At 61.4% G+C, this 15,888-nt stretch carries 15 protein-coding genes; 5 read left to right on the top strand and 10 right to left on the bottom strand.

The annotated features are described in order from the left end of the window. Positions 1 to 55: 55 nt before the first annotated feature. The 3 genes from AAFN55_RS24690 to AAFN55_RS24680 all read right to left on the bottom strand — a co-directional run bounded on the left by AAFN55_RS24690 (position 56) and on the right by AAFN55_RS24680 (position 3,752). A complete protein-coding gene (locus AAFN55_RS24690) occupies positions 56 to 976 on the bottom strand; it encodes an ABC transporter permease (RefSeq protein WP_347801852.1) in 921 nt (306 codons plus the stop codon). Beyond that, positions 976 to 1,947, bottom strand: a complete 972-nt coding sequence (locus AAFN55_RS24685; protein WP_347801655.1) for an ABC transporter permease — start codon at positions 1,945 to 1,947, stop codon at positions 976 to 978. The genes AAFN55_RS24690 and AAFN55_RS24685 overlap by 1 nt, the downstream gene beginning before the upstream one ends. A gap of 110 nt (positions 1,948 to 2,057) precedes the next feature. Continuing rightward, positions 2,058 to 3,752 (bottom strand): ABC transporter substrate-binding protein, encoded by a 1,695-nt coding sequence (locus AAFN55_RS24680; RefSeq protein WP_347801654.1) that lies wholly within the window; start codon positions 3,750 to 3,752, stop codon positions 2,058 to 2,060. Between the two features lie 494 nt (positions 3,753 to 4,246). Between AAFN55_RS24680 and AAFN55_RS24675 the strand changes: the two genes are divergently transcribed. From AAFN55_RS24675 to AAFN55_RS24655, 5 genes are all read left to right on the top strand, one after another. Then, a complete protein-coding gene (locus AAFN55_RS24675; protein ID WP_347801653.1) occupies positions 4,247 to 4,876 on the top strand; it encodes a TetR/AcrR family transcriptional regulator in 630 nt (209 codons plus the stop codon). Positions 4,877 to 5,109: 233 nt separating this feature from the next. Continuing rightward, positions 5,110 to 6,366, top strand: a complete 1,257-nt coding sequence (locus AAFN55_RS24670) for a sarcosine oxidase subunit beta family protein (RefSeq protein ID WP_347801652.1) — start codon at positions 5,110 to 5,112, stop codon at positions 6,364 to 6,366. A 12-nt stretch (positions 6,367 to 6,378) separates the two neighbouring features. Beyond that, positions 6,379 to 6,672, top strand: a complete 294-nt coding sequence (locus tag AAFN55_RS24665; protein WP_347801651.1) for a sarcosine oxidase subunit delta — start codon at positions 6,379 to 6,381, stop codon at positions 6,670 to 6,672. After that, on the top strand, positions 6,669 to 9,638 hold the full coding sequence (locus tag AAFN55_RS24660; protein WP_347801650.1) for a sarcosine oxidase subunit alpha family protein: 2,970 nt from the start codon (positions 6,669 to 6,671) through the stop codon (positions 9,636 to 9,638). The genes AAFN55_RS24665 and AAFN55_RS24660 overlap by 4 nt, the downstream gene beginning before the upstream one ends. Beyond that, on the top strand, positions 9,631 to 10,233 hold the full coding sequence (locus AAFN55_RS24655; RefSeq protein WP_347801649.1) for a sarcosine oxidase subunit gamma family protein: 603 nt from the start codon (positions 9,631 to 9,633) through the stop codon (positions 10,231 to 10,233). The genes AAFN55_RS24660 and AAFN55_RS24655 overlap by 8 nt, the downstream gene beginning before the upstream one ends. A gap of 417 nt (positions 10,234 to 10,650) precedes the next feature. On the opposite strand, the gene AAFN55_RS24650 is transcribed toward AAFN55_RS24655, so the two are convergent. The 7 genes from AAFN55_RS24650 to AAFN55_RS24620 all read right to left on the bottom strand — a co-directional run bounded on the left by AAFN55_RS24650 (position 10,651) and on the right by AAFN55_RS24620 (position 15,886). Further along, entirely contained in the window at positions 10,651 to 11,577 is a 927-nt protein-coding gene (locus AAFN55_RS24650) for a LysR substrate-binding domain-containing protein (RefSeq protein ID WP_347801648.1), read from the bottom strand. 79 nt (positions 11,578 to 11,656) lie between these two features. Then, positions 11,657 to 11,959: a hypothetical protein gene (locus tag AAFN55_RS24645; protein ID WP_347801647.1), complete on the bottom strand. Its 303-nt coding sequence runs from the start codon at positions 11,957 to 11,959 to the stop codon at positions 11,657 to 11,659. Beyond that, complete coding sequence (locus tag AAFN55_RS24640; protein WP_347801646.1) at positions 11,959 to 12,906, bottom strand: dihydrodipicolinate synthase family protein; 948 nt, start codon at positions 12,904 to 12,906, stop codon at positions 11,959 to 11,961. The genes AAFN55_RS24645 and AAFN55_RS24640 overlap by 1 nt, the downstream gene beginning before the upstream one ends. Positions 12,907 to 12,925: 19 nt before the next feature. Continuing rightward, positions 12,926 to 13,852 carry a dihydrodipicolinate synthase family protein gene (locus AAFN55_RS24635; RefSeq protein ID WP_347801645.1) on the bottom strand — a complete coding sequence of 309 codons (927 nt, stop codon included), beginning with the start codon at positions 13,850 to 13,852 and terminating at the stop codon, positions 12,926 to 12,928. Positions 13,853 to 13,857: 5 nt separating this feature from the next. Continuing rightward, positions 13,858 to 14,289, bottom strand: coding sequence for a MaoC family dehydratase (locus AAFN55_RS24630; RefSeq protein ID WP_347801644.1), 432 nt, complete (start codon positions 14,287 to 14,289; stop codon positions 13,858 to 13,860). Positions 14,290 to 14,292: 3 nt separating this feature from the next. Beyond that, complete coding sequence (locus tag AAFN55_RS24625; RefSeq protein WP_347801643.1) at positions 14,293 to 14,706, bottom strand: hotdog domain-containing protein; 414 nt, start codon at positions 14,704 to 14,706, stop codon at positions 14,293 to 14,295. 16 nt (positions 14,707 to 14,722) lie between these two features. Continuing rightward, positions 14,723 to 15,886: an acyl-CoA dehydrogenase family protein gene (locus tag AAFN55_RS24620; RefSeq protein ID WP_347801642.1), complete on the bottom strand. Its 1,164-nt coding sequence runs from the start codon at positions 15,884 to 15,886 to the stop codon at positions 14,723 to 14,725. Positions 15,887 to 15,888: the final 2 nt, after the last annotated feature.

Genomic DNA, 15,888 nt, shown 5'->3' with positions numbered 1-15,888 from the left:
ACGGAAATGCGTGCTCAGGTCCCGCACCTCGAGAGTTATGGGCGCCGTCACGAATCTAGCTCTTGAGACGAGGGTTGAGGATATCACGCAAGTGATCGCCCACCAGATTGATTGCGACGATGGTGACGAGCAGCGCGACGCCCGGATAGAAGCTGATCCAATAGTTGCCGGAGAGCATGTACTGATACCCGTTTGAAATAAGCAGCCCGAGCGATGGCTCCGTGACGGGAACGCCGAGGCCCAGGAAGGAAAGCGTCGCCTCGAGCGCAATCGCGCTGGCTACCTGCATGGTTCCGATGACGATCAGCGGAGGAAGACAGTTCGGCAGCAGATGTCGAAATACGATCCTGTTTGTCGGCAGAGCCAGACACTGGGCCGCCTCGATATACTCGCGGCCGCGTTCGACGAGGGCTGCGGCCCGTGCGGTGCGCGCATAATACGCCCATTCCACGATCACCAGCGCCAACATGACGTTCAGCACGCCACGCCCGAGGAGGGACAATATCAGCAGCGCCACGAGTATCGCGGGAAATGAGAGCTGGAGATCGACCCATCTCATGATGGCCGCGTCGACCTTGCCGCCGAAATATGCGGCCACGAGGCCGAGGGTGGCTCCAATGGCAAAGGCCAGGATCGCGGAGCCCACACCGACGAACAGGCTGATCCGCAGACCATAGATGATTGCCGACAGCATATCGCGGCCCTGCTCGTCGGTCCCGAGCCAGTAGGTGTAACCGCCGCCACCCACTGTAGTGGGCTCCAGCATCCCATCCAGGATATCGAGTTGCGCCAGATCGTACGGGTTCTGCGGCGCCAGCCACGGGGCAAATATGGCGATCAGCCCCACCACGCTCAAAACGAAAAGCCCCAATACCGCCAATCTGCTGGCGAGGAATTCGGACGCGAAGCGACGAAAAGGCGTCTGCTCCCTGCGCTTGTGAATTTCAGGCGTCGGACTGTCCAAAGTTGCGGCCATCACCTGCTTTCCAGACGCACACGAGGATCGAGCACCATGTAAGCCAGGTCGACGAGCAGGTTTATAACGACGAACATCAGCACCATGAGCATGAGATATGCCACGATCACCGGGCGATCCAGGACGTTTATACTATCGATGATGAGTTTACCCATCCCCGGCCAGGAGAAAATAGTCTCCGTCACGACAGCGAAAGCTATCACGGTTCCCAGATTAAGCCCCACAACCGTGATGACAGGGATCATGATATTCTTCAGGACGTGGACGAATATGATACGCGATTCCGTCAACCCTTTTGCCCGAGCGAACTTCACGTAATCCGACAGGATCACCTCGCGCACCCCGGCCCGCGTTAGCCGGATCACCATGCTGATCTGGAACAGGGCGAGGTTCAGCACCGGCATGGCCATATGGGCGAGACCATCGACGGTCAGGAACGACCAGCGCGCGCCCAGCCAGTATGCCGTTTCACCGCGGCCACCCGAGGGCAGCCAGCCGAAATGAACGGAAAACAGCATGATCAGGACGATGCCGACCCAGAAGCTGGGCAGCGAGAAGCCGAGGATGGAACCTGCCATTATTGAGGTCGAGACCCGCGATTTCGGTGCAAGGCCGGCATAGAGCCCGAGCGGAATGCCGGCTGCGAGAGCGAGAAGGGTGGAAGCGAGCGCAAGTTCCAGCGTAGCGGGCACGCGCTCCAGGATGAGCTTCAAGGCCGATACATTGAATACGAAAGAGCGCCCGACGTCGCCTTGCAGCAGATTGCCCAGGAAACTCAAATACTGCTGCCAGATCGGCAGATCGAGGCCCAGAGCCCGGATCGCGTTCTCGCGTTCGATCGCAGTCGCTTGCGGGCTGATCAGGATATCGACAGGATTCCCGATCGCGAATACGCCGACAAACACGAGCGCCGACATCACCAGCATGACCAAGGCGGCCTGTAGGAGTCTTCGTAGAAGATAGGAGACCATCCTTACCCTCGCTGGGATGAGACGTGGCGGTAGCGACCACCGTAGCACTCAAGTGCCGTATGGCTGCACCGCCGCGAGATCGCCGCGCGGCGGTGCGAGCTTCCGGCACCTCATTCAGATGCGGGTTTCGCGCGCCAGGTGAGGGTCTCTTCCATCGGATCCGTCGTATATGTCAGCTTCGATCGGCTCGCCGTCAGCACCCTCTGGAAGTACAGCGGGATAACCACAACCTCTTCCGCAGTGCGATTGACGGCGTCGCGCATGAGTTCGTCCCGCGAATCCCGGTCGAGGGTCACGACGGCATCGTCGATGATCTTATCCAGTTCAGGGTTCGAGTAGTCGCCGAAATTGTAGCCGCCGCGACCGGCCTCACGGTCGACCGAATGCACGATGTGCCCCAGGGTCTGGGGACGCGTTCCCTGGGCGCCGAGACCGAGCATGCCTATGGCGAAGTCGTCACCTTGCATTGCCGTCATCATAACGCTCATGGGCTGCGTCTCGACCTTAGGCTGGAGTCCGGCACGAGCCAGCATCTGCCCCACGGCCTGACAGACACGGGCATCGTTTGGATAGCGATTGTTGGAGCATGCAACGCTGATACCAAAGCCGTCCGGATAGCCGGCCTCGGCAAGCAACGCCCTGGCGCCCTGCGTATCTGCGACCTCTGCCTCCCGGTCGGGATCGTAGCCCTCCATGCCAGGCATCGCGATCTGGGTCGCGGCGTCAGCCGCGCCGTCCATGATGCGTTCGACGAGCGCGTTCCTGTCGATCGCCTTCGACAGAGCCTGCCGAACACGCAGGTCCCTCAGAGGATTCTGATCAATCGGCCTTCCATCCGCGCCGGTGATGCCTCCGACCTGCCCATCGAGGAAGTTCAACAGCAGGACCATCATGCGGGTGCTGGGGCCGTCATGCACGGTAATGTCGGTATTCTCGCGCAATCTTTTGACGTCGCTCGGCGGCACAAAATCGATCAGGTCGACGTCACCGGCAAGCAATGCAGCGACGCGCGAGGCATCATTCGGCATGATGCGAAACGTGACGCGCTCCCAATAGGGCTGCTCACCCCAATAATCTTCGTTGCGCTCGAGCACGAGGCGGTCGCCGGGGGAAAAGCTGCTGACCCGATAGGGGCCATACTCGCCAATTCCACCTTCCGACGTGAAGTCGCCGGTCGATTTACCTTCGGTTGCCTTCTGCGGCAAAATGGCAACCTGACTGAGATTGTCGGGAACGTACGGGTTCGGGGTGTCGGTCGTTATGCGCACGGTCAAGGGATCTACCGCCTCGAAATCCGTGATGGACTCGAGGCGAACCGTGTAGGGGCTCGGGTTGCCGGGGAGCGACTTCACGCGATTGAGCGAGTAGACGACGTCGGCGGCGGACAGCATCGAGCCGTCTTCGAGCTTCACATCGTCCCGAAGCCGGAACTCCCAAGTATGATCGTCAATCAATTCATAGGATTCAGCCAGACTTGGTCCTGCGTGCCCCTCCTCGTCATGCATCGTCAGGCTGCCGTAGGTGTGCCTCCAGAAGGCCACGTTGGTGCCGATATACATGTAATGCGGGTCGAGCGACGGATCGCCCTGGCTGCCGACAACGAGTTCCTGAGATTGAGCGGATGCTGCGCCAGCCAGCAAAACGGCGGCGGCGAGAATGGATAAGGTTTTCATTTCCGTATCTTTCCCCTTAGAGGATGCAAGCCGGCATCTACCATACATTACTGTATTGTTTGGGTGTGTCAACGCACGCTTTGACAGGAAGACGATGGGCGACTGCGGCAACGATACGGTCCATTGCGTCATCCAACCCGGACGTCCAGCCCCTGGAAACGCCGCCCGACGCAGGCACCCATTTGGGCAACAGATAGGGATCGTTCAATCGGCGCCGGCTACGAGCGCGGCGTAGCTTGAGATGTCAGAGTGGTGCGGGCACGCCTCCGCATAACACCGGCTGCCTTTGCTTCTGGCGCCACAGCGTCAATGTCGGCGATGGGGTTTACGCCGCGAAAAAAGATGCGCAGAATATGGCTTCCTGCACTTCGGTATTTTGCTGCTTCATCGAAATCGATTGATTGATCTTCGAATCCCGCAGAGCGAGACATGAAGCCGACAAGGGCCGAGACCGGCAAGATAATACAAGTCTGCGATGACAATCCAGGCGCCGTGCCCTTTGTCGACAAGAGGCGGCATAATTGTAAAAGCACGTATTTCGCGTGAATCGTAATTGCCTTCAGATAATTTTGCTCGATCGTTCAGGCGGGTGATTTGGCGGTGGACCGGCCAGATGGAGAACGGCGTTGAATAAAGTCGCTGCAAAGCGAATGTCCGGTGGGGAGCATCGTACACCCGAGCGTCTCTCGCGAACCGATTGGATCATGGCGGCTCGAGACGCACTCATCAGCGGCGGCGTGCACGCAGTGAAAGTCGACCTCATTTCAAATCGGCTGAAGATCACGCGGGGCAGCTTCTATTGGCACTTCAAAAGTCGTGCCGAGTTGCTTGGCGCGCTTCTCGAACTTTGGGAGTCGCAGAACACCAAGCCATTCGAGGAAGTGGCGCAGCGCACCGATGTAGACGCCGTCCAGAAGTTCGCTGATATGGTTCGTATCTGGCTGGACGAAAACGATTTCGATCCAGCCTTTGACGCCGCGGTCCGCGACTGGGCTCGGAGTTCCCCGTCGGTTACCAAGAGGATAATGTCGATCGACGCGTTCCGAATGAGCCAGTTGGAAAAGGTCTTCCAAGACATGGGCTACGAGGGAACGGAAGCCATGGTACGAGCAAGGGTCACCTATTACCATCAGATCGGATATTACGCGCTTGATGTTCACGAATCCAAAGCGCGGCGCCGTGAACTTTTGCCCTATTACCTTGAGATTCTGATGGGCAGCCGCGGTGATCTGCAAAAAGCTCTACAGCTTCTGTGAGATGCGCCCACATTGGCGAGCGGCGCACATTCGACGTCGCCACGGAGCTTCAGGGCAGAGGTCAAATTAGCTACGGCACCGTCAGGGTTCGCTGCGTCGCCCGCGGCCGCCTTTGCGCTCATCCGGACATCTTGGCAGTCGTAGCGACCACGATGTTTTTCGCATTGCCAATACAGTTCTGTACTGTATGTTAGGGACTATCGTAGTTTCATTCGCGGACGAAGCGCACGGGTATGATCCGTTATTCTGGCCTGAACTTGGTTCTGCAGGGGCTTCGAGGGCACCGCGGGTGGGCGCCGGTCTGGCGCTCGGCCGCACCCAAGTCCAGGTATGATGTCATCTTGATCGGAGGCGGGGGCCACGGCCTGGCCACCGCATATTATCTCGCCAAGAACCACGGCATCACCAACGTCGCAGTGATCGAAAAAGGCTGGATAGGCGGGGGTAATTCGGGGCGAAACACCACGGTGATCCGCTCGAATTACTACTACCGCGAAAGCGCCGAGCTCTACGACTTTTCTCTTCGGCTGTACGAGCAGCTCGCCCGCGAGATCAACTACAACATCATGTTCAGCCAGCGAGGAATGGTCGTGACGGCGCATAGCCGTCACGACATGGAACTCGCTGCTCGCTGGGTCGGAGCCATGCGGCGGAACGGGGTCGACACCGACCTGATCGGCGTTTCCGAGATTGCAAGCCGCGTTCCCGCGCTCGATGTCTCACCTGCCGCGCGCTTTCCCGTGCATGGGGGTTTTGTGCAGCCGAGAGCCGGCACCGCCAGACACGACGCTGTCGTCTGGGGATATGCGCGTGCGGCGAGTTCCCTGGGCGTCGACATCATAGAAGGATGCGAGGTGACCGGCTTCATTCACGCAGCCGATGGATCATCCGTGGTCGGGGTCGAAACCTCTGCGGGCCCGATCATGGCGGACAAGCTCGGCATGGCCGTCGCCGGGCATTCCAGCGTGCTCGCCGATATGGCCGGATTTCGGCTTCCCGTGACGAGCTACGCCCTGCAGGCGTTCGTTTCCGAACCGCTCAAACCCGCGCTCGACACGGTCGTGCTTTCGCTGGCGACCGGCATGTATATCAGCCAATCCGACAAAGGCGGTCTCGTCATAGGCGGGGGCCTTGATCGCTATTCCTCCTATGCACAGCGCGGAAACGCGCCGGTCATTCGCGACGTCATCGGAGCCGTCGCCGAGCAATATCCGCGCTTTCGCCGCGTGCGGCTCCTGCGCCACTGGGCCGGGATCGTGGACGTGATGCCCGATTCAAGCCCGGTGATCGGCGAGACTCCGGTGCCCGGCCTTTATATCAACTGCGGGTGGGGCACGGGCGGCTTCAAGGCGATCCCCGTCGGCGGCTGGACGCTCGCGCACCACATCGCCACCGGGAAGCCGCATCCTGTCGCGGCACCATTCAATCTGGGGCGCTTCAAGACTGGCGCTCTGATCGACGAGGCAGCCGCCTCGGGAATTGCACACTGAGGGATCGACCCGATGCTGCTGATTGCCTGCCCGTGGTGCGGCCCCCGCGACGAGATCGAGTTCCGGTGGGGCGGCGAAAGCCACATCCGGCGACCCACGCTGGATGAGTCCCCCAGCGACGAAGACTGGGCGGACTACCTCTTCAATCGCCGAAACCCCAAGGGGCTTCATCGTGAAAGATGGGTCCACGAAGCGGGCTGCGGGCAATGGTTCAATGTCGCCCGCGATACGGTCTCGCACGAAATCGTCGAGATCTACCGGATGGGAGAAGCCTCCGGTCATTCCCCGTCGGGAAAGCAGCCATGACAAAATCGCATCGAGGCGCCAGCCGACGACTTCCCGACGGCGGAATGATCCTGCGTGACCGGCCGGTCAGTTTCAGTTTCAACGGAAAGCGCCATCAGGGTTTCGTCGGCGACACGCTCGCCTCGGCGCTTCTTGCCAATGGCGTTGCTCTGGTCGGCCGCTCCTTCAAGTATCATCGGCCGCGGGGGATCATCGGGGTCGGCTGCGAGGAACCAAACGCGCTCGTGCAGCTTGGCGAGGGTAGCGAAAGCACTCCCAATCTGCGGGCGACCGAGATCGACCTCCATGAAGGGCTCTGCGCGCGGTCGGTCAACTCATGGCCGAACGCGTCCTTCGACGTCGGAGCGATCAACAGCCTCTTCTCTCGTTTCCTTCCCGCAGGCTTCTACTACAAGACGTTCATGTGGCCGGGCTGGCACGTCTTCGAATGGGCGATCCGCCGGGCGGCCGGCTTGGGTCAAGCGCCGCGGCAGGCCGATCCCGATCGCTACGAAACGCGGTACGACCATTGCGACGTGCTCGTCGTGGGGGGCGGTGCTGGAGGCCTGGCCGCTGCACGAGCGGCGGCCGCTACGGGCTGCCGTATGCTCCTGGTCGAGCAGGACAGCCATCTCGGAGGAAGGCTGCTGTGGGATCCGGTGCCGATCGACGGCGTCGATGCAAGGTCCTGGATCGCCGATTGCCGGCGCTATCTCGAAATCCGGCCCGAGGCACGCATTCTGACGCGAACCGCGGCGGTCGGATATTTCGATCACAACGCCGTCGTCCTCGTCGAGAATCCGACGGAGCCTGCCGGTGGGCCTCTCCCCGGAACGCCTCGCCAGCGGCTTTGGAGCGTGCGCGCCAAGACGGTGATCCTGGCGACCGGAGCCCTCGAGCGGCCCCTCGTGTTCGCCGGAAACGACCGGCCGGGCGTGATGCTTGCCTCTGCGGTGAGGCAATATATCGAACGCTATGCCGTTCGCCCCGGCGAGCGCGCGGTGATCTTCACCAACAATGACGACGCTTACGCGACGGGCGCTGCATTGGCCCGTGCCGGCGGGGTGGTTGCCGCCATCGTCGATACGCGCACTGCGCCGCCGCACCACCTCATCGAAGCCGCGCGAGAAAACGGCATCCCGGTCTTTCGGGGCGCCGAAATCGTCGAGACGAAAGGCGGGCGCTGCCTCCGCTCGGTGCGCGTTCGCCAAAACGACGGCCGGTCGCACACCCTCTCATGCGATCTCCTGGCTGTCTCCGGCGGGTACAATCCAACGGTGCATCTTTTTTGCCAGGCGGGCGGAAAGCTGGCCTACGATGCCGACCAGGCATTGTTGAAGCCGCTGGAGTCTCCTCGACACGTTTGTTCCGTCGGCGCCGCAGCGGGCAGGATGGGCATCGCAGCGTCCCTGGCGGAAGCGCACGATGCCGGTCTACGAGCAGCGGCGGATATCGGCTTCACGCCAGACACGACACGGGTGCAGCCGCCGCAGTCGACGGGAGACGCACCAGGCATCGAAGCGTTCTGGCAGGTCGCCAACGGGCGCGGAAAGGCATTCGTAGATTTCCAGAACGACGTGACGGTCGATGATATCGAGCTGGCTGCACGCGAGAACTTCATATCCGTCGAACACCTCAAGCGCTACACCACGCTTGGAATGGGCACGGACCAGGGAAAGACGTCGAACGTCAACGGTCTGGCGATCATGGCGGCGCTGACCGGCCGCGATGTCCCGGAGGTCGGCACGACGAGATACCGCTTCCCGTTCACGCCGGTCAGCTTCGGCGCGCTTGCCGGCAGCACCCGTGCCGAGCTGTTTCGGCCGATACGCCGCACGTCCCTTCATGACTGGAACGTCGCCGCCGGAGCGATGATGGAGGATTATGGCGGATGGCAGCGCCCCGCCTGCTATCCGCGCCCTGGAGAAACGCTTGAAACGGCCGTGCATCGGGAAGCGTTGATCGTGCGCGAGGGCGTCAGCCTCTTCGATGCTTCGCCGCTGGGCAAGATAGAGGTCAAAGGTCCCGACGCGGCAACGTTCCTCGACCGCATCTACGCCAACACGATGTCGACCCTGCGCATCGGCTCCATCCGCTACGGCCTGATGCTCAACGAACTCGGAGTGATCATCGACGACGGCGTGGCTGCACGTCTCGCCGACGATCATTTCATCGTGGGCACGACCAGTGGCGGCGCGGAGCGCATTGCCGCCTGGCTCGAAGAATGGCTGCAATGCGAATGGCCCGAACTGGACGTTCTGATCGCGCCGGTGACGACTGCCTGGGCGGTACTTTCGCTGAGCGGGCCAATGGCGCGCACCGTTCTGCGCGAAACCGGCACCGACATCCCGCTGGGGCCGCAGGATTTCCCGCATATGAGCTTCCGGGAGGGGACCGTCGGCGGCATTCACGCGCGCGTATCGAGGGTCAGCTTTACGGGCGAAGTGACCTACGAAGTGAACGTTCCATGGTCGCTCGCGCCGAAACTGTGGGAAAGACTGATCGGCGCGGGGCAGCCCCACGGCATCGCGCCGGTCGGAATCGAGACCTACCTTCGGCTTCGGCTGGAGAAGGGATACCTCCACGTCGGAAGCGACACGGATGGCACAACCAACCCGATCGATGTCGGATGGGATCACGTGTTGAAGCGGAAGTCGGATTTCGTCGGACGGCGCTCTCTGCTTCTGCCGCAAAACCAACGATTGGACCGGTTGCAACTGGTGGGCCTGGAGCCCGTCGACGGCCGACCGCTTCCGCTGGGCGCGCAACTGTCGCTGCGAGGCTCAGGCCCCCGTGAATCCGTCGGTTTCGTCACGTCGTCCGGCTTCAGCCCCACGCTCATGCGCGGTGTTTCGCTGGGCATGGTTCGAGGAGGCCGGGAGACGACCGAAAAAGACGTGATCGCCATTACCCCGCAAGGCCAGTTCCACGCCCGCATCGCTCCGCTGGCAGCTTACGATCCTCAAGGAGAGCGTATCCATGACTGACAGGTCAGTTCTGCGCTACCCCCAGTTGGCGATTGATGAACCTTCACGCCACCAGCTCTCTTTGCTGAGAGCGAGGCGGATCGACCAGCAGCAGCGTCAGCGGTTGGAAAGTGTACTCGGCGCTCCTCTGCCGGAGGTACCGAATGCCTCCACCAGCGGGGACCGTGAGATTTTGTGGCTGGCACCCAACCAATGGCTCATCCGCGCCGCCGATACCGAACTCGACATTGCGGCAAGGATCGACGACGCCTGTCGAGGCATGTTGTTTCATGTCGCCGACGTCACTGACGCGTGGCGCGCAGTCGAAATCGACGGTAGGCGGTCAGCCGATCTGATTGCCAAGGGATGCAGCCTCGATCTACATCCAACGGTCTTTCGCGTAGGCCAGGCAAAGCGATCATTGCTCAGCCAAATCCACGTGCTTCTGCACCGCATTTCCGGCTCCGGCTATCGAATCTACTTCGACGTCAGCGTTTGGGACCACGTCGTGCAATGGCTGAAGGTATCCGCCGAGGAGTTCCGCCGCGACCCAGCGCTTGAGGGAGACGCAGAGACGCGGAGAGACGGTCAAATTCTCTTGGCGCCGATGTCATAGCAGACCGCCGGCTGTACAGCCGTTCGGAACGCACCACCGCGGCTACAGGACACGCGGCAGGGACATCGCGTTGTGCCACCACATGCTATCAGGTGCCGGATGTCTCTCCCCGCGCTTGACCAGGATCTTCGTGAATGGAGGCAGCCCGTGATCATGCAGGGCGAAGATCGCTTGTTCGCAAGGAACCGCGCGCTCGATTTGCAGGGAACTCGATCTTCCCCATTCGATCACCATGATAAATCTGCCTTAACTGCCCGGCGAATCCAAAGAAGACGCCCGCCTCGTTTCCAGTGAGGCAGGATGTGCTCGAAGGCGTCAAGGGTCATCGAAATCCAGGGAATCGGCACTGCCCTTTCACGGCCATGACACTTGCCTATCTGGGCGCGGAGGTCACGGTCGTCCAAAGCGCGATCATATTCAACTCCCAGACGAAACCCCAATCCGGGTCTGCAACTCGCTCAAGACGCGATGCGTTTGATTCTGAAACATGGCGATGAAAGCCGAAGATAGGCGCGAGGGGATACGCTGGCGCGGCAGCATTGCCGACAGGGACAGGCGCATCTTGGGCTGCATGTGGCGGATAGCGAGATCGTCGTATCGCCCGGATGATACCGTCATCTCATCAAGGATGGCCACGCCCCAGTTCTCCTGTACCAGCCGCGCGGCGACATTGAGAAAGCGAACCTCGACGGCGGGCATGTACGGGGCCGCCGCCTTCGAGAACGCTTCGGCGATGATAACGCCGATGCCGTTGCTCATCTGCGGTGCAATCAGCTTGTGGCCGCGCAAGTCATTCGGCGTGATGAACGGCAGCGACGCCAGATCGCTCGTCCGTTGACAGACGCACACTGTTGTCAGGTCTGCGATCGGCCTTAGCGTCAGGCCGTGGCGTTCATGAGCCTCCATGCCGAAGCCGACATCGGCCAGTCCGCTCTCGACCGCGTCCAGCACGCTGTTCAGGGGCCGCGTATCCAGCGAGAGATAAACATTGGGATGCTGGTTCATGAACTGCGCCATCACCGCTGGCAGGATCGATTCCGACAACTCGGCGGTAGCAGCGATACGGATGCGTCCGATCCTCCCAGCGCGCAAGTCGGCCGCACGCTGGTTCACCGCCTGCTGATGTAAGAATAGAGGCTCAGCTTCCTCCAGCAGTATCTTGGCTTCCTCGGTAGGGACGAGCCTGTTGCTGACCCGCTCAAAGAGCTGGAAGCCGAGTTGGGATTCGACATGCTTGATGGCATTCGACACTGCCGACTGCGACATCGACAGGGCCTCAGCGGCGGCAATCGTCGTGTGATAGCGCATGACCGCGCTGAAAATTTCGAGTTGGCGAAGGTTCAAGTCGGTCGCTCCGGATTCGTCCGAGCCAGTCTATACCGCGCGGATTAAAAATACCGAGTGCGAAGACCTGATGCGCCGCTCAGCCGGCCGCAGCGTCGTGGTCGATCGGCGCAAGCCGCAGGCGCCAGAAATTCTTCACCTTGCCTTCGAACGGACCGAACCCTTTAATTGCGTGGAACGCTGGCGTGTCGTAGGCCTCCGCACCACTTATTTGATAGACGGCGACATAACTCGGCCCGCCCTCCAGACAGCGGTGCCGACTGGCGGACAACCAACCAGGGCAGGCGAGAATGTCGGGCAGATGGACCGTGTCATACCATTCGTTGAACGCGACTTCGTCCTCCGGGTCTATGTCGACCATGACAATATGGGTCATTGCCATCAGGCGGCTTTCCTCTCCAGCACGCCGGCAACTTCGAGCGCCTGCCGCAAAAGGCTAACCTCCTCGCCCGACAACTGACTGATGCTCGAACGCGACACGGCGTTGGGCTGGTGGCCAAGCAGCACGAGGCAGGTTTTGAGACGCAGCGTCGCGAGATGGCCCGGCGAGCCGTAGACGATCCTGGCAAGTTGGTAGAGCCGCTCGTGCATGTCGCGTCCTGCAGCCATATCGCCGGCGGCAACGGCCCTCTCCAGTGCAACGATCATTTCCGGAACGATTGCGGCGAGGCTCACCAGGCTCCCCTCGCTGCCGATCGCGAAGCACGGAAAGAGATGCTCGTCGCCGGAAGCCATGACACCGACATCGGGACGCAGGCGTTTGGTGAGGCGCCGCGTCGCCTCATAGGCGGAGGTTTCCCAACTGCCCTCCTTGATGCCGACGACACTGTCAATTTCGAGAAGTCGCGCCAGCACGTCCGGTTGGTACGCAGTCTTTCCGGAATTTACCGACCCCTGGAACAGAAAAAGCGGCAGGCCGCTCGCTTCGGCAACGACGCGATGATGGGCGAGGACCACACGGTCGTCGGCACCAAGCGCCCATGAGAACGGCGGAAACACCATCACCGCGTGCGCACCGGCCTTTGCGGCATCTTCCGCCATCGCCGCGGCGACATCCGCGCGCTCGGCATTGATGCCGGCCACGACCTTCCGATCCCCCGACACGGTTCGCGCGGCCCGCACGACGCTGGCGAGCTCGGCGCGATCGAGAGCATAATTCTCGCCTGCATGGCCGTTGACGAGAAGACCCGCGATGCCTTCGGTGTTCACTACCTTTGACAGGTGTGACGCCAAATTGTCGTCTTGTATCTGACCTTTGTCGGTCATCGGACATATCGTTGCAGCATAGACGCCGCCAAACGGGTGCGCCGGAATCTCTTTCACGATCATATTTCCCTCTGGCTCAGTATCAGGCTTTCAGGCCGCTCGCCCGCACGGCGTCGCGCACCGCTTTGTCAACCTCCGGCCTGACGGGAACGAGCGGCAGGCGCGGCCTCGCGTTGGCAATGATTCCGATTTCCTGAAGCGCGACCTTGATGCGACTGTGCATGTCAACGACCGGCTGTGCCCCGTAGATGGTCCGAACGATCGGATGGAGACGGTCGTTGGCGGCACGCATTGCGGTAAGATCAAGCGACTGCGACGCGTTCCAGAGATCGCCGAGCCAGTCCGGAGTTAGGCTTGCGAGCCCGGAAAGCAGGCCGTCCGCGCCCACCGCAAGCTGCGCCAGGAACCAGTCGTAGTTGGACGGAAGCATCGCAACATCGGGAGCGCCATTGCGCAGCGCCCTCAGGTTTTCCTCATAGGCCAGCATGGTGTTGCTGCCCTCCTTGACTGCGACGATCTTCGGCAGAGCGGCGAGTTGCGCCAGAACGCTTGTGGAGTAGCCAAAACCGGACGCCAACGAAAACTGGAACACCGATGCCGGAATATCGACGCGGGACGTCACCGCTTCGAAATAGGCAAGCGGGGCGTCGGTAGCGGCAGCCCCACCGCCCAATGCAGCCGGGGGGAACACGACATAGCAGTCGGCGCCGTCCGCCTGCGCGGACCTTGCCTGCGCCACGGCGTCCTCGACGCCATGCGGTATCACGCCCGCCATGAGCGGCTTGTCCTTACCGATCAGCGCACGCGTGCGGCGAATGACTTCGGAGCGTTCCTCAACCGAAAGCGACGTCGCCTCGCCGGCATGACCGTTGACGAAGATCGCGGCGATGGCGGGCGAGCGCCCACAATAGTCGATCAGGCGCTCGTAACTTGCCCAGTCGATCGCTCCCGTCTCGTCGAACGGCAGTACGGTGGCGACGGTTACGCCGGCTAAATCAGATTTCTTCATTGAACTCATTGTGGTTTTGGACGTGGATATTTCAGGGTCGCGCGCGCCTTGAGCACCTCGCGGCCTTCCTCGTTGGTAGCGGACGCCTCCCAGACCAGCGTCCGTGTGTCCTCGTGCTTTTCCGAGATCCACACGTCGATCGTGATGGTATCGCCGTAAAAGACCGGGCCGGTAAACCAGAAGCTGTCCTCGATTGACACGCCGAGCACGCCGGCCAGTTCCGCGGTCAGCACGCTGGTGCATAAGCCCGCAACCATGATTCCGGGCGCAAGCCGCTGGCCGAACCGGGTCGATCCCGCATAATCTTCGTCGATGTGGACAGGACCGAAATCGCCAGTCGCGGCAATGTAAAGCGACCCGTCCGCCTCGGTGACGGTCTTGGATACGGAGACCCGATCTCCGACGGAAAGGTCGGCGAATAGGATAACGTCGTACATGGCCTACCTCGCGACGATCGGCACGAGCACGGCCTTACCCGTCGACAGAGTCGTACCGTCGGCTTCGAGCAACAGGTCGTAGCTTTGACCGCCCGCTCCAGTTTCGGAAAGCTGCGCCGTTGCTGCGACCGTCGTACCCACCGTCATGGATGCGGCGAAATCGATCGAAAACGAAGCGATGCGATAGGTTGGGCCGGCGAGACGCGACAGGCAGGTGGACAGCAGCGACGCGGCGACGAGTTCGAAGATCGCCATGTCGGCAAGCCCGGCTTCCTTCGCCTTCGAACGGTCGACATAAACGCCGCCGAGATTGCCGCTGATACCCGTGAACATCGCCTGTTCGGCAACAGTCAGCGTCTTCTTGAACGTCACCTTGTCGCCGACGTTTGCAGGGACGAATGCGTTCTTCACAGTCATGATCGGTGTCTCCGTGCTAAAGCGTCAGGCCGTTGCGGATGACGTTTCGCGCAATCAGCATGCGATGGATTTCCGACGTGCCGTCGTAGATGCGGGTGACGCGCGCATCGCGATAGATCCGCTCCAGCGGCAGTTCCTTGGTAAAGCCGTAGCCACCGAACACCTGAATGCCACGGTCGGCGACCCTGCCGAGCATCTCGGAGGCGAAGACCTTGATCATCGACACCTTGTCTCGAGGATCGAGCCCGCGATCGATATCGGCCGCGCAGTCGAGCACCATGGACCGGCACGCATAGATGTCGATTGCCGAATCCGCGATCATCTGCTGGATCATCTGGTAGTCGCCGATGGGCTTGCCGAACTGCTTCCTGGTGGCGGCGTGCTGCCGCATCATCTCGACGACACGCTGCGACATGCCGGTACAGCGCGCGCCGATGTGGCCGAGCCGGATGCCCGACACGCTCTGCATGATCAGCTTGAAGCCGTTACCGACCTCCCCCAGCACCGCGTCTTCGGGGATGCGGCAGTCGGTGAAGACGAGTTCCGCATGACCGTAGCCGCGATGACCCATCATCGCCTGCTTGCGGGCGACGTGAAAACCCGGCGTATCCCGGTCGAGCAGGAACAGGGTGATGCCACCGCGCGCACGCTTCTCCGCGTCGTTGAGCGCCATGACGATGACGTAGTCGGCTATGTCGCCGTCGCTGATGAAGTGCTTGGTGCCGTTGAGCACCCACTCGCCGTTTTCGAGCTTCGCCGTCGTGGAGATCGACGCGGCGTCGGAGCCCGCGCCCGGCTCGGTGATCGCCATCGCGCAGATCTTGTCGCCCTTCACGGTCGGCAGCAGGTATTTCTCGCGCTGCTGCGGGGTGCAGGCCATGAGCATCGGATAGACTTGTCCGAAGATACGGCGGATCAGCGCGTCGGACGTCTGGCCAAGTTGCTCCTCGACAAGGCACATCGCGACGTTGCTGAGACCGCCGCCCCCGACGTCCTCGGGCATGTTGAGTGCGTAAAGGCCGAGCGCGATCGCCTCTTGCTTCAGCGCCGCCAACGTGTCGGCCGGAATAGAGGCGAGTTCCTCGACCTCCGCTTCCAGCGGCTGCACCTTTTCGATGATGAAGCGGCGGATCGTCTCGACCACCATGCGCGTCTCGTCATCGATCGTAACCAGATTCATGA

Origin of the sequence: Mesorhizobium sp. CAU 1732 (genome assembly GCF_039888675.1) — a bacterium.
Classification (GTDB): Bacteria; Pseudomonadota; Alphaproteobacteria; order Rhizobiales; family Rhizobiaceae; genus Aerobium.
Note: the sequence above shows the minus strand (reverse complement) of the source record. Positions and strands in the feature narration are given on the sequence as shown.